The organism is Phytoactinopolyspora mesophila (assembly GCF_010122465.1).
Classification (GTDB): domain Bacteria; phylum Actinomycetota; class Actinomycetes; order Jiangellales; family Jiangellaceae; genus Phytoactinopolyspora; species Phytoactinopolyspora mesophila.
In genome coordinates, this window is the sequence record NZ_WLZY01000015.1 from 99,179 (window position 1) to 111,571 (window position 12,393).

The 12,393-nt window shown below is 67.1% G+C and carries 16 protein-coding genes; all 16 read right to left on the bottom strand.

Annotated features, from left to right (window positions below; genetic code table 11):
• Positions 1–165 precede the first annotated feature (165 nt).
• The 16 genes from F7O44_RS27945 to F7O44_RS28020 all read right to left on the bottom strand — a co-directional run bounded on the left by F7O44_RS27945 (position 166) and on the right by F7O44_RS28020 (position 12,384).
• Positions 166–615 (bottom strand): hypothetical protein, encoded by a 450-nt coding sequence (locus tag F7O44_RS27945; RefSeq protein WP_162453614.1) that lies wholly within the window; start codon positions 613–615, stop codon positions 166–168.
• A gap of 155 nt (positions 616–770) precedes the next feature.
• The gene (locus F7O44_RS27950; RefSeq protein WP_162453615.1) at positions 771–944 is read right to left on the bottom strand and encodes a CsbD family protein; all 174 of its coding nucleotides are present in this window, start codon (positions 942–944) and stop codon (positions 771–773) included.
• 84 nt (positions 945–1,028) lie between these two features.
• A complete protein-coding gene (locus F7O44_RS27955) occupies positions 1,029–1,604 on the bottom strand; it encodes an Asp23/Gls24 family envelope stress response protein (protein WP_162453616.1) in 576 nt (191 codons plus the stop codon).
• Complete coding sequence (locus F7O44_RS27960) at positions 1,601–2,566, bottom strand: DUF6286 domain-containing protein (RefSeq protein WP_162453617.1); 966 nt, start codon at positions 2,564–2,566, stop codon at positions 1,601–1,603. The genes F7O44_RS27955 and F7O44_RS27960 overlap by 4 nt, the downstream gene beginning before the upstream one ends.
• A gap of 2 nt (positions 2,567–2,568) precedes the next feature.
• Positions 2,569–2,739: a DUF2273 domain-containing protein gene (locus F7O44_RS27965; protein ID WP_187361696.1), complete on the bottom strand. Its 171-nt coding sequence runs from the start codon at positions 2,737–2,739 to the stop codon at positions 2,569–2,571.
• Positions 2,740–2,744: 5 nt separating this feature from the next.
• The gene (locus F7O44_RS27970; RefSeq protein WP_222851775.1) at positions 2,745–3,098 is read right to left on the bottom strand and encodes a cation diffusion facilitator family transporter; all 354 of its coding nucleotides are present in this window, start codon (positions 3,096–3,098) and stop codon (positions 2,745–2,747) included.
• Positions 3,095–3,586: an Asp23/Gls24 family envelope stress response protein gene (locus tag F7O44_RS27975; protein ID WP_162453619.1), complete on the bottom strand. Its 492-nt coding sequence runs from the start codon at positions 3,584–3,586 to the stop codon at positions 3,095–3,097. The genes F7O44_RS27970 and F7O44_RS27975 overlap by 4 nt, the downstream gene beginning before the upstream one ends.
• Positions 3,587–3,925: 339 nt before the next feature.
• Complete coding sequence (locus F7O44_RS27980) at positions 3,926–4,132, bottom strand: hypothetical protein (RefSeq protein WP_162453620.1); 207 nt, start codon at positions 4,130–4,132, stop codon at positions 3,926–3,928.
• Between the two features lie 124 nt (positions 4,133–4,256).
• Positions 4,257–6,026 carry an alpha/beta hydrolase gene (locus F7O44_RS27985; protein WP_162453621.1) on the bottom strand — a complete coding sequence of 590 codons (1,770 nt, stop codon included), beginning with the start codon at positions 6,024–6,026 and terminating at the stop codon, positions 4,257–4,259.
• Positions 6,027–6,070: 44 nt separating this feature from the next.
• Complete coding sequence (locus tag F7O44_RS27990) at positions 6,071–6,577, bottom strand: type 1 glutamine amidotransferase domain-containing protein (protein WP_162453622.1); 507 nt, start codon at positions 6,575–6,577, stop codon at positions 6,071–6,073.
• Positions 6,578–6,648: 71 nt separating this feature from the next.
• Positions 6,649–7,113 (bottom strand): Dps family protein, encoded by a 465-nt coding sequence (locus tag F7O44_RS27995; RefSeq protein WP_162453623.1) that lies wholly within the window; start codon positions 7,111–7,113, stop codon positions 6,649–6,651.
• A gap of 163 nt (positions 7,114–7,276) precedes the next feature.
• Positions 7,277–7,861 (bottom strand): pyridoxamine 5'-phosphate oxidase family protein, encoded by a 585-nt coding sequence (locus F7O44_RS28000; RefSeq protein WP_162453624.1) that lies wholly within the window; start codon positions 7,859–7,861, stop codon positions 7,277–7,279.
• A 143-nt stretch (positions 7,862–8,004) separates the two neighbouring features.
• Positions 8,005–9,744, bottom strand: coding sequence for a dihydroxy-acid dehydratase (ilvD, locus tag F7O44_RS28005; protein ID WP_162453625.1), 1,740 nt, complete (start codon positions 9,742–9,744; stop codon positions 8,005–8,007).
• 123 nt (positions 9,745–9,867) lie between these two features.
• Positions 9,868–10,191, bottom strand: a complete 324-nt coding sequence (locus F7O44_RS28010; protein ID WP_162453626.1) for a cupin domain-containing protein — start codon at positions 10,189–10,191, stop codon at positions 9,868–9,870.
• 47 nt (positions 10,192–10,238) lie between these two features.
• Entirely contained in the window at positions 10,239–11,330 is a 1,092-nt protein-coding gene (locus F7O44_RS28015) for a sialidase family protein (RefSeq protein ID WP_162453627.1), read from the bottom strand.
• Between the two features lie 133 nt (positions 11,331–11,463).
• Positions 11,464–12,384 (bottom strand): 2-hydroxyacid dehydrogenase, encoded by a 921-nt coding sequence (locus F7O44_RS28020; protein ID WP_425501453.1) that lies wholly within the window; start codon positions 12,382–12,384, stop codon positions 11,464–11,466.
• Between the last annotated feature and the right edge of the window lie 9 nt (positions 12,385–12,393).

Genomic DNA, 12,393 nt, shown 5'->3' on the forward strand with positions numbered 1-12,393 from the left:
CGTCGTCGAACGCGCTAGTGAAGTACGAGAATGTCGAGTCGCACGGAAGTACCGTGACCCACCGTGTGAGCACCCGTCAAGTGCATCGACCAGATTTCTCATCATCCGGACGCGACGTCCGCATTCCGGTCGCGCCCGGATAGCGGAAGAGTTTGGCATGACCACTCAGAACACGAACTTGTCTGCCCATCGGGGGCGCCGATCGTGCCTCCGCCGGCTTCGACGCTCCGCCAGGAGACGTGCCACGACGGAAACCACGACGCCCAGCGCTACCGCGATGACCCTGATGCTGGAGCTTGCGACCAAGGAGTACCCCATACCAATCAACGCGCCGACCACGACGTACGGCCACAACATGCGCACTAGCCCGACGCCGCGCACCAGCCACGGCTCAATCGCCCACGTGCTCACCAGCCATGCCGCAGCGCCGGGCACCCAATACACGGTGCCAATCACGGCGCCCACGACGAAGCCGCCTGCGTCGTTGAACCCCACCGCGCCCCAGAATCCCAGCACCACGGCGATCGCGAGCCACGTCCACAGCAATCCGACAAGAAGGTCTGTACCTCCGACCCGCCGCGCAGGCACGTTTGGCAATTCCTGGACTTCTGCCATCAGCATCCTTCGAACGCGCCTGTGGGTGATTCTCCCAGCGCCACAATACGAGAACGCCCTCTGTGATGCCTCCCGGTCACCGGGGGGTCGGTGGTCGCCGCCCCCGTTTGACGACGACCACCGCTCGTGGGTGAAGTAGCCCCGCTAGCCATACCTCAGCGGTCGAAGGCGTCCTTGATGTTCTCGCCGGCCTTCTTCACGTCGGATTTGGCCTGGTCGGTTTTGCCCTCGGCTTCTTTCTCCTCGTCGCCGGTGGCTTTACCCCAGGCTTCCTTCGCCTTGCCGGTGAGGTCTTCGGCGGCGTTCTTGACCTTGTCGTCAGCACCCATGAGTGCCCCTTCCCTCCGTGGTTGTAGCCCAGCACTCGGCACAGCCGTAGCCAGCGCGAACCGTCGTCCGAGACGACGATGTCCTCATTGCACCCGGCTCACCTTCGACTTCTTCCCCTGCCCGGCCAGGATCACCCGGTATCGAATAGCCGAGTCGGGTCCGAGATTGGCAGCGAGCTCCGCGGCCACTCGCTCAGCCGCATCCGCGGCTTCGCCGAGATCGGCCCCGGGGTCGATGCCAACGCGCAGGTCCACCAACCGTTCCCGGTGGTCGGCGTCGATGATGCGGCCCGACCGCAACTGCAGGCCCGCCGCTCCTTCGAGCGTCGCGCGTGCCGATTCGACCACCGCTGAGCTATCCACCGTCAGCCGGCCGCCAGGGTCGGATCCGGAGAGCTCGAGCCGGTGAATGGTGCGCCGCCGGGTGTGGGCGAACAACCAGTACAGCCCGACGACGACCAGGATCACACCGGCGCCGCCCGCCGCCCATGGCCACCAGCCCGCCTCGGTCCGCTCGGCGACGACGGTCACATCCAGCTGGTCGGGCGCATCTGGTATCCAGTCCAGCTCCCACGCCACCGCCGCCGCGCCTGCAGCCATGAGCACCACACCGACGGCGAATACCGCCGTCCGTTCGAGGACCGCACCTGGACGTCTCATCTGGAGATCCCCGTCCGCCGCACCGAAGTCCGGATCTCGGGCGGACCGCTGAGACGGGACAGGCGCTCACCGACGCGGTCGCGCACCTCTTGTTCCGCCGTCGCCTCTCCGTCGGTGTCGAGCCGAAGGATCACAGCCTTGGCGCGTACCTTGGCACGCGCCTTCACGACGCCGGGGTGTTGAGCGACGGTATCGATCGCCAACCCTTCGACGGCCGGACGCGACGCGTACACACCGGTGTCCGACGTCACCGGCAGCGACCGCCGGGGCCGCCGCCAGCACGCCGCAAGTACCAGCCAGAGGCCGACGAGTGCGATCCCCGGGCCGGCCGCGAGCATCCAGCTTGCCGGCTCCATGCCGTCAAGCCGGTTCAGCGCCGCGTCGATCGCCGTGCCGCCATCAAGAACGTCCAGCCCGACCAGCGCGTCGTAGAGGGCGACGGCACCGAGTCCGGTGACCAGCAAGGCCAGGCATACTCCGGCCGCGCGGGCCGGACCCGGTCTCGCCGGGCGCTGCGCCGGCGGCAGTAATCGCTGCGACTCCTCGAGTTCGGGGGAACCCAGCCGGGCGATGCGAACGTCGGTGACGTCGACGGTCAATCCGGTTAGTGCCGCCACCCGTTCTTTGACGTGTTCGCGAGTCCGGGCGGCCCACTCCGGCAGGGAACGACCGTCCGGCGTAGAGACGTCCAGACTGATCCGGACGTGTCTGCCAATCACCTTGACGGTGGCGCGCGGTAAGGACTGCGCACCGAGCGTCGCGAAACCCTGCCGGGTCACGGTTCTGCCGGTGACCTCGGCGGCGGCCTCCTCAGCCACTTTCCGCACGGCGCGGTCATCGATATGGAGCCGGCCACGGTGCGGAGAAGCCGGCACGCCCGTGTGGTCGTCCGCCGGCGGTACCTCCGGTTCGATGCCTTCCATCGCCGATGGCATGCCGGTCTCTTCCCCCTCCCGGGTCATGGTCAGTCCCGCTCCCGGCCCCGTACGGCCGCGCGCAGATCAAGCTCACCCGCCAGCTGCCCGGCGACGAGCCACCCCAAGGCACCGAGCCCCAGTGCGACCAGAAAACCGCCGAACCCGCCTGCAGCGGCAGCGACTCCCAGCAGCAGTCCAGCGAACATGCCGGTGGTCATGGCATTCACGATGTCTCCTCCTCGCCTTTCTCCTCCGGCGGTGTCCGGCCTTGCTCGCTGCCGGACTGCATAGCCACGTCCGCGATCATCACGTCGACCTGGCCGGGCCGAACCTCTGCCGCGGCCCGCCGGATCGCGTCGGCGGTTCCCCTGACCGGTGATCCCCAGCGCACAACCACATGCACCTCCGTGCTGTTCTCGTGCACTCTGATTCCAGGCACTCGGCGGCCGGGTAGATAACTGCCCACCTCGCCGAACATGCCTTGATGCAGGGCTTCGACGCCGTCGACGGCCAGTACCGCCTCCGCAAGGGCGTCGACGACCTCAGGCTCCGCGCCGGGCGGGTTCGGCGAACTCATTCGACCCGGTGGGCCTGCGGCTCGTGGTCCTCGTCCTCGCCTTCGAGGTGGACGTCGTTGACCACAATGTTCACCTCTGTCACCTCCAGCCCGGTCATCCGCTCGATGGCCGTGATGACGTTGCGCCGGATCCCTGCGGCAAGGTCGACGACGGACACCCCGTACTCGGCGACGATGTCAAGGTCGATAGCGGTCTGCCGCTCTCCGACCTCAACAGAGACTCCCTGCTGAAAGTTGGTGGTCGAACCGGGGATCCGATCACGCAGGGCACCGACCATTCGGGCCGTACCACCCCCGAGATCGTAAACGCCGGCTACCTCTCGGGTGGCGATGCCGGCGATCTTGGAGACAACCCCGTCCGCAATGGTGGTCCGGCCCTGCGCCGTCAGCAGCGGACCACCGGCATCGGTCGCAACCTCTTTCGACTGCTGGGGATCGCTTTGCGACGCTCCCTCTGACTGGGTATTTCTGGCCGTCTTCTCCACCATGAGTCCATTCCCTCCGTCAATGTTCGCCGAGCCGTATAACGCGGCCCACAGTCGGGAGACACCGCCGCCGCCACGAGTGTCACGCCGCTTGGCGAGTGACTTGAATCACGTTACCCATATACCAGTCGGTCACACGGCCGTTCGGCAAAGAAAGTGCCACTGGCCGCGTGGGCGACTGGTCGCGCGATACCGGCCAGGCGGATGACCTGGTCTCGCCCGTGGGCATGGGCTCGGGGACCGCCAGCGTTCGCCCTCATCGTGCAGCGGCATGGCCCGGGAATGCACCGGCTTCGCGCGCCGCCATCCCCGCCTGCAGGACGAGGACACCGACGTGCACATCTACGGCGTTACCCCGCCGCCTGATTCCCCATGATCGGTTTCACGACGCAGCCGCGCCGCCTCCGAGCGAACGATCTGTTCGGCCTCTTCGACGATAGCCGGCGGGCGGGGCCGCGGATCCGCGTGCTGGCGATCGACATGCATACCGGCCAACAGCACCGTGACCAGCATCGCGGTCAGTATGGCAGCCATACTCAGGGCGATCATCCAAGGCTCCATGTACTACCGCCTCCACGCGCTGGTTCGCGAAGCCGACATGTTTAGAGCTACCCGCCGCGAGCCTCCTCTATGCCTATCGCCCGGAGATCGGGTGCCACACAACGCCGCAGCGCTAGTACATATCGGCGAATCGCTCATCGATGACCTCGCGAAGCATGCCGGCGTCGTGGTCGCTCCAGTCGTCCGGAGGCGCAACCGCGCTCCAACCGTCGACGTACTCCAGCAGATAATTGTGACCGTACCCGGCGGGGACGTCACCGGCGAGGAACAGATCCATAGTGACGTGCCAGAACGTCACCACGGGAAGCCATTGCAGACCCGGGAGCACGTCCACGCCGGCGGGTTCGCGCATCCAGTCCGGCTCGTGCAGCAGGAGATCGGACGACCACCACACGACCGCGTCCGAAGCATGTTGGATATACGCGACCCGCGGGAACTCCCACCGCGGCCCCAGCTCCCAGAGATCGGCGGCGCCGGTTCCGCTCGCCCATCGGACCTGACGGCCGTCTTCGTAGACGGGATGGCGCTCATATGATCCCGCATCGCGGTTCTCCGTGAGGTCTCGCAAGATCTCCGTACCCCAAGGGGTCGCCACCCACAACGCGCCGTCGGTGCGGACAACCATGTCCTGCAAACCACTGAACGCACCATGGCCACTGAAGCTGCCCAGCGACTCGCCGTACATCAGGAGCAACGGGCGCTCCGCCTCGGGCCGCTCGGACCAGGCCGCGTACACCGCTTCGAACAACGCCTGACCGGCCTCGGGCGCGCCGTGGCGGTCTGCGAGGAAGGCGATCCAGCTGGGCAGCTCCGAATATTGCAGCGCCGCCACCGCCGTATTGCCGCCGTGCATCAACTCGATGGTCTCGACGGCGGCGGGATCAACCAGGCCGCTGCTGGCCGGCGCGGCGACAACAAGCACCGCGCGGTCCCACGCGCCTGTGCGATCGAGCTCTGCGACTGCCAGCTCCGCACCCACGGTGGGGCTATCCGCCGCCCCCAGGGGCGCGTAGACCCTGATCGGCACCTCGACATCCGCCTCGGGCGGAGTCGCCCGGCGACTCGCGAAGTCAGCGAGCTGCGCCGTCGACGGGCCTCCGGACACGAACTGCCGGCCGAATCGCCCGAGCGAGTCCCACGAGACCAGCGATTCCGGTGAACCCGACCGCTCGGCCAGAACCGGCTGGACAAGATCTGGATCTCCCCTGCGATCCGCCGCGATGGCGATCTTCTCCATGCCGGTGATCAGCCAGCTCATGGCCGTGCCGTTGAGCACCAGCACCGCGACAGCGGCTACCCCAACCCATGTCACCAGTCGAAACACCGTGAGCGGCACCCACCGTTTCAGCACTGTCAGACACCGTTGGGCGAATACTCTGACCGCTCGGGCGAGCAGCACCAGGATCAACGCGGTTACCAGTGCTAGCGGCAGCGCCGCGATGAAGGAAGGACCGATCTCCGCCATGCCGAGGAGTCGGCGTGCTTCGGCCTGCCAGCTGAAACTCCAGAACATGAAGCCGGTGATCGCCAGAGCGGCCGCTCCGGCCAGTATGAACCACCCCATGCGCCGTGTCCGGTCCGCCCAATCAGGATGGATGCCCGCACGACGGCCGAACCAGGCCAGCAGTAGGCCGAACCCATAACCGAGCGCGGCCGTGAGCCCGGAGAAGACGGCTTGGTGCACCAACGGCCGCGGGATCAAAGCCGGCAGGAAGGTGAGGCACAAAAAGCACAGCGCGCCGACCAGGCCGATCGCCCGGAACGACGATGCCAACCGCCACACGGGACGAGTCAGCTGCCGCAAGACCGCGTGGACCGGCGCCTCCTGGCGGGATGGGCCGTCCGGCTGGTTGGACCTCACCGCGACGACCCGTGCGCCCATTGACTCCCTCCCCCGCGTCCGGCGTCCTGATTCAATTCTGGCCGCTATTTGATCGCCGCGACGAGCGCAGCGTTGAAAGCCGGCAGGTCTTTCGGGGTGCGCGAGGTGATCAGATTGCCGTCGGTGACCAGTTCTTCGTCGACCCAGTTGGCGCCCGCGTTGATCAGGTCGGTCCGGATCGAGTGGTACGACGTGACCGTCTTGCCGCGGAGGATGTCGGCCTCGGCCAGCATCCAGCCCGCGTGGCAGATGGCGGCAACCGGTTTGCCGTCTTCATAAGCCTGCCGTACGAGACTCACGAGGTTCGCATCGGTACGGACTTTGTCCGGAGAGTATCCACCCGGGACGACCACGGCATCGAACTCGTCCGCGCTGACATCGGTGGACCCCTTCTCGACGGTGACCTTGCTGCCCTTCTTTCCGGTGATCTCCTTACCCGCGGACAGGCCGACGATGACCGCCTCATGCCCGGCTTCTTTCACGTGGTCGTACGGTTCCTGAAACTCAGAGTCTTCGAATACATCGTCGACGATGAATGCGACACGTGCCATTGATGCTTCCTCTCGGTGACGTACCGGAGCCGCGCAGCGGGCGCGCGCGGCGGGTGAGTGCGGGAACGTCCTTACGACTTCGTGTGTGCGGCGAACATCCAGCGGTGCTTCTCCATGGTCCGGAGCATGCCGAGCACGATGTCCTGACTGGCCTGGTCGATCGACTCAAGCGGCCCGAGCGTTTGCCGCGCGCGCTCGACCAGAGCGTCGATCTGCTCGACGATCAAGGCGATCACTTTGTCATCCGGGATGAACCCCTCCGGGAAGTCAGCACCGGAGTCGGCGACCGTCTGCGCCCTGCCGTCCACTTGGACACCAAGTGCGATGACCCGTTCGGCGATCTCGTCGGCGAAGCTACGGGCATCGGCCACGAGGACGTCCAGACGTTCATGGACGGAGATGAACTGGCGACCGTAGACGTGCCAGTGTGCCTGCTTGCCGTTGATGGCCAACGCGATCAAATCGACGAGCACGGGCTGAAGCTGCTCAGCGACGTCGCGTCCGGAAACGTTGACCGGGCTGTCTGGTGCGCTCATGGTGGCACTCCTCCCAACGAGGCGGCTGTTACGCCGCCTGATTGTGCGGCCCCGAGGTGTGTGCCCGATGGGCTGGACCTGGCTGACCGGCTACTTTCTCATCGTAGGACTCTCCACACGCCGATACCCGTGGATTCAGGCTTCAAACTCGAGAGGCGCGCAGTCAGCTTGAGACGTCAGACGGCGTAGCGGGGGCGGGGTCGTAGTCGAACGCCGGAAGGCCGTCAATGCTGACGCGATTGCGCTGGGCCCGGTAGCGCGCCTGCCCGTCCTCACCTTTGCGGTCGGCGTAGGCCGGTAGCAGATCGCGCTCCCCGGTGTAGTCCATCAATGGCACCCCGAACCCGCACGAATCCGAGACACGACGGACATCGACGACGATCACCGCCCGCGCTCCCCGCAGGTCGGTGAAGTGTGCGGTCAGGCCGGCGAATTCGTCATCGTCAAGCGTGACGAAGCGGCCCGTGCCGTGCAGCCGGACGATGTTCGGCGGCCCGTCGAACGCACAGAACATCACCGTGATCCGGCCGTTCTCACGCAGATGCGCGATCGTCTCCGCCCCGCTGGTTGTGTAGTCGAGATAGGCGACCGTGTGCTCGTCAAGCACGGCGAACGATCCGCCAACACCTTTCGGAGAGACGTTGACATGACCGCCCGGATCGGATGGCGCCGTGGCAACAAAGAACACCTTCTGCGCCTCGATGAACTCTCGCAACCGGCCAGAGATGCTGTCGTGGACCTTGCCCACTCTCCTGGGCTCCTTCCCCACACTGCAGGACGTAGTGCAGCGTCCTGCCAACCGAGGCCGCTGGCGCTCACCCTGCAGGACGCTACGCTGCGTCCTGCCAACCGAGGCCCCTGGCGCTCACCCTGCAGGACGCAACGCACAAGCTAGTCGCAGACGGCGCCGTTCGCGGCGGAGCCGACCAGCTTCGCGTACTTCGCGAGCACGCCACGCTCGTGTTTCGGGGCGGGCGGCGTCCACCCGTCCCGGCGGCGGGCCAGCTCGTCGTCGTCGACCAGCAGCTCGAGACTGCGGGCGGCCATGTCCAGCCGGATCGGATCGCCGTCCCGCACCAGCGCGATCGGGCCGCCGTCGACGGCCTCGGGCGCGACGTGCCCGATACACGGGCCGGTGGTACCGCCCGAGAAGCGACCATCGGTGACCAGCAGGACATCCTTGCCGAGCCCGGCGCCCTTGATAGCGCCAGTGACCGCGAGCATCTCACGCATTCCCGGGCCGCCCTTGGGGCCTTCGTAGCGGATGATGATGACGTCATTCTTCTTCAGGGTGTTCTGCTCGACGGCCTCCATCGCAGCCTGTTCGCCGTCGAACACCCGAGCGCTGCCCTCGAAGACGTCGGAGTCGAAGCCGGCGGACTTCACGACCGCCCCCTCTGGAGCCAGCGACCCGCGCAGAACGGTGATTCCACCGGTGGCGTGGATCGGGTTGGCCAGCGCGTGGATGATCTTGCCGTCGGGGTCAGGCGGCGCGATGTGCGCCAGGTTCTCCGCCATGGTCTTGCCGGTGACCGTCATGCAATCGCCATGCAGGAGCCCGGCATCGAGCAGCGCCCGCATCACCACGGGGACGCCCCCGATACGGTCCACGTCGGTCATCACGTAACGCCCGAACGGCTTGACGTCGGCCAAGTGCGGGACGCGGTCGCCGATGCGGTTGAAGTCGTCGAGCTCGAGCTTGACCTCGGCCTCGTGCGCGATGGCCATCAAGTGCAGAACCGCGTTCGTGGAACCGCCGAGCGCCATGACGACGGCGATGGCGTTCTCGAACGCCTCCCTGGTGAGGATGTCGCGGGTGGTGATCCCGCGACGCAGCAGCTCAACGACGGCCTCGCCGGAGCGGCGGGCAAAACCGTCGCGCCGGCGGTCGACCGCCGGCGGTGCCGCGCTGCCCGGCAGCGACATCCCCATCGCTTCCGCGGCGCTGGCCATGGTGTTCGCGGTGTACATGCCGCCACAGGCGCCTTCACCCGGACAGATGGCCCGCTCGATCTCGTCCACTTCTTCGCGGGTGATCAGCCCACGGGCGCAGGCGCCGATCGCCTCGAAGGCGTCGATGATCGTCACCTCACGGTCGCCGACCCGGCCCGGCAGGATGGAGCCCGCATAGAGGAACACGGCGGCCACGTCGAGCCGGGCTGCGGCCATGAGCATCGCCGGCTCGGACTTGTCGCAGCCGGCCAGCAGGATGGCGCCGTCGAGACGCTCAGCGCCGAACACCGTCTCGACGGAGTCGGCGATGACCTCGCGCGAGACGAGCGAGTAGTGCATGCCTTCGTGGCCCATGGAGATGCCGTCGGACACCGAGATGGTGCCGAACTCCAGGGGGAAACCGCCAGCGGCGTGCACGCCTTCTTTGGAGGCCTTGGCCAGCCGGTCGAGGGAGAGGTTGCACGGCGTGATCTCGTTCCACGACGAGCCGACACCGATCTGCGGCTTCTCCCAGTCGTCGTCTCCCATACCGACGGCACGGAGCATGCCGCGCGCGGCAGCGCGGCCCAAACCATCGGTGACTGCCCGGGAATGAGGCTTGATGTCGGGTTTCGACGAGTTCGCGGCGTCGGCCGAGCCGGTGGCAGATGCAGAAGACGAGGACGGTGTCACGGTCATGGCATCCAACGCTAAACCCGGAGTCCAGTACCGGAGACGGCAGGTCCGTGATCCGGACGGAGGAGGTGCCTGATCTCGTCGGCGGCTACCGGGGGTACGCGCACGCTTGACGTCGCTCAGGCATCAGCCCAAGCCGACGGTGAGAATAACGATCGAGTCCTCATCCGCGACAAGGTCGTGCCGCTGCGGCGGAATGTCCACGAGTGTGCCCTCCGCGACGACGACGCTGCGCTCTCCCGCGTGCAGTGTGACCTTTCCGCGCAGGCACATGAGGGTGGCATCGCCCGGGCTCTGGTGCTCGTCGAGCCTGGTGCCGGTGGTCAGAGCCATCAGAGTTTGGCGGAGCCGGGCACCGCTGTGCAGCGTCGTCGATGCGCGGCCGTTCGACGAGCGTCTGGCGGCGTCCAACTGATCGGTACCAATTGTCTCCAGCGTCATCTCAGCCATTCACCCATCCTCTCCCGGCAGGGGCCCTCGCCGCCAGCGCATGCGCACTATGGCAGGGCAGCCGCACGGACACAGAGCACATCGGGCAGGTGAGACACGATCTCAGCCCAGGACTCACCTTCGTCGGCGCTGGCATAGACCGATCCGTCGCGAGTGCCGACATACACCCCGGCGGCGTCCGGAACGTCGTCAGCGGCCATGGCATCACGCAGCACCGACCCGTAGAACGACCCCGGCCGGCTCAACGCCGATCCACTCCAAGAACCACCCGCGTCGTCGGTCCGCCATACCTGCAAGGTGCGCTCCGGCGGCATCCGCTCCACGTCTGCCGTCAGGGGCAGCACCCAGGCGGTGCGGGCACGATGCGGGTGCGCCACAACCGGGAAGCCAAAGTCCGACGGCAGTCCGCCGGCGATGGATGTCCAGCTCTCGCCGCCGTCGTCGGACCGGTACACGCCGCCGTGGTTCTGCGCGAACAGCCGCTCCGGATCCACCGGATCGCGCGCCACCTTGTGTACGCACTGCCCATACTCCGGCTCCTCGCCCGGCAAGAACCCGGCGTCGATGCCGGAGTTAGACGGGTTCCAACGCTGACCGGCGTCGTCGCTCACGTAGACACCGCCGGTCGACATCGCAACCATCAACCGAGCGCCGTCAGCCGGATGCGGCAGGATCGTGTGCAAGGCCTGGCCTCCGCCACCCGGCTCCCAGGTGGGCCGATGCGGATGGTTCCACAGGCCTTCACACAGGCTGAAGGTCTCGCCACCGTCGTCGGATCGCCACAGGGCCGACGGCTCGGTGCCGGCCCACACCACACCCGGCCGGTGCGCCGTGTCCGGTCGGATCTGCCACACCTGCTCGACCGAGGCTCCGAGGTCCGCCGGGAACCGGACGCCGCTGCCGTCCGGGGCTTCACTCCAGGTGGCGCCGAGGTCGTCGGACCAGGAGACAGCCGGCCCCCAATGGTCGTAGCTGGCGCCGGCCAGGATCCGGGGACGCTCCCCGCGAGTATCGATGGCGCACGCCGCCACCGATTTCATCAGCAGATGCGGACCGTCCACCTCCCACGAGCGCCGATCCGAGCTGCGCAGCAGCCACAGGCCTTTACGGGTCCCGACCGCTACCAGAACCTCACCCATCGCCCTCACCGTCCCATGCCACAAGTGAATCCTGGTATCAGACACTAGCGACGAAGCCGGTGTGTCGATAGGCCGTACGCCCAACGATCCGGCGCCCGACGTCAGCCCGCAGGCTGACACGTGACCGCGCAGGTCACCGGGCCAGCGGCCCCGCCACGACGTTCTCCAGCGGTTCACCGGCCGCATAACGCTGCAGCTGCCCCTGGATCAGCCGCCGGGCACGGGGCCGGAACGCCGACGACGACCCTCCGACGTGCGGCGACATCAGCAACCCCGGCACGGTCCACAACGGGTGCCCGGCGGGCGGTGGTTCCGGGTCCGTGACGTCGACGGCCGCTCGGATCCGCCCCGTCGACAATTCCGCCACCAGGGCGTCGGTGTCGACGATCGGCCCGCGGGCGACGTTGACCAGCAGCGCTCCGTCGCGCATTGCGGCCAGGAACTCCGCGTCGACCATGCCACGGGTGTCTTCGGTCAGCGGGCAGACCAGGATGATGACGTCACTGCGCCCGACCAGTTCCGGCAGGGATGCGAAACCGGCGACGCCGTCCCGCGCGGTACGGGCCACCCGCAACACGTCACATTCGAACGGTGCGAGCCGTCGTTCGATCGCCTGACCGATAGAGCCGTACCCGACGATCAGCACCGTCCGGTCGGCCAGCGCATCGTAGAAGCCGAACGTCCATTCACCACGCGGGCGTGCCTCGACGAATGTGGGGATGCCGCGCAGAGACGCCAGTGTGAGGGTGACGGCCAGCTCCGCCGTACTTGCGTCGTGCACACCGCGGGCGTTGCACAAGGTGACGCCATCCGGCAGATAGGGCTTCGCGTGCTCGTAGCCGGCGGTCAAGGTCTGCATCACCTTCAGCCGCGGCAACTTGGCGGCGATATCACCGGTGTCCGGCGCGAACGTGTACGGCATGACGTAGTACTCGATACGCGACAAGATGTCGTCGGCCGGCAGCGGGTCGCCGCTGTCCCACACGTGGATCGTGAGCTCTTCGGGGAACGAGAGGTCCTCGGCGAGAGAAGGAATCAGCACATCGGTCACGATCCCAACGTA